Annotated in this window: 1 protein-coding gene; it reads left to right on the top strand. The window is 77.1% G+C overall.

Annotated features, from left to right (window positions below):
- Window positions 1–131 precede the first annotated feature (131 nt).
- A partial coding sequence (locus tag HW578_RS26720) for a gamma-glutamyltransferase (protein WP_198373724.1) occupies window positions 132–1,294 on the top strand: 1,163 nt, incomplete at its 3' end.

Genomic DNA, 1,294 nt, shown 5'->3' with positions numbered 1-1,294 from the left:
GGTGATGCCGTGACTGGGGCTCGGGCGTGTGCTCCTCCGATCCGGAGGGCCGGGGCCGCACCCCTCATCCGCCGCGCCGCAACCCGGCGCGATGCGCGGGCTGCGCAGCAGGGGAGGCCGGGACGCGGGCCATGACGACCAGGACACATCGCCGCTGCATCGCTTCCGAGGACGCTGGCGCGCGGCCGCGGCGCGCCGGGCGGCGCCTCGCGCTGCTGCTGGCGGCGCTGCTGCCCGGCTGCTCGACCATGAGCTCCATGATGCCGAGCTTCGGCCGCACGCCGGCCGCACCGCTCGGCACGCCGGGCAACGTGACCGGCTTCCTGGGCGGCGCGGCGGCGGAGGAACCCCGCGCCGCAATCGTGGCGCGGGAGATCCTCTCGGCCGGCGGGTCGGCGGTGGATGCCGCGGTGGCGGGGGCCTTCGCGCTCTCGGTCACGCTGCCCTCGCGCGCCGGGCTCGGCGGCGGCGGCGCCTGCCTGGTCTATTCGGCCGGCCGGCGCGAGGTCGAGGCCGTGCTCTTCCCCGCCGGGGCGCGCACCGAATTGCCGCCCGGCACCGACCGCCCCGCCGCCGTGCCGATGATGGCGCGCGGGCTGTTCCTGCTGCACACGCGCGGTGCCCGGCTGCCCTTCGAGCAGCTGGTCCGCCCGGCCGAGGACCTGGCGCGCTTCGGCACCGAGATCAGCCGCGTCTTCGCGGACGACCTCGCCATCGTGGCCGCGCCTCTGCTCAACGACCCCAATGCCCGGCGCGTCTTCGGCAGCCCCGGCGGCGGGCCGCTGCGCGCGGGGGAGCGCATGACGCAGCTCGACCTCGGTGCGACGCTGGCGCAGCTGCGCACCGGCGGCGTCGGCGAATTATACCAGGGACCGCTGTCGCAGCGTGCGGCGGAAGCCTCCCTGCTCGCCGGCGGCGGTCTGACCGAGGCGGACCTGCGCGCCGGGCGCGCCGAGGCGACGCAGCCGGTGCGCATCGCCGCGGGCAATGACGCGGTGCATTTCCTGCCGGCCTCGGCCGATGGCGGCGCCGGCACGGCCGCGGCCTTCCAGGCGGCACTGGGCGGTTCGCTGCCGGCGACCGGCGGTGCGCCTGTGGGGGCGCAGGCGGGCCTCGTTACGCTCGACCCGCAGGGCAATGCCGTCGCGTGCGCCTTCACCATGAACAACCTGTTCGGCACCGGGCGCGTGCTGCCCGAGATCGGTATCCTGCTGGCTGCCGCGCCGTCGGGCAGCGTCGCGCCGGCGCCGCTGGCGGTGGCGCTCGCGACCAACCGCGAGCTGCGCGGCTTCCG

The organism is Roseomonas rosulenta (genome assembly GCF_016106005.1).
GTDB classification, from domain to species: domain Bacteria; phylum Pseudomonadota; class Alphaproteobacteria; order Acetobacterales; family Acetobacteraceae; genus Neoroseomonas; species Neoroseomonas rosulenta.
This window is presented reverse-complemented; position numbering and strand designations above follow the sequence as displayed.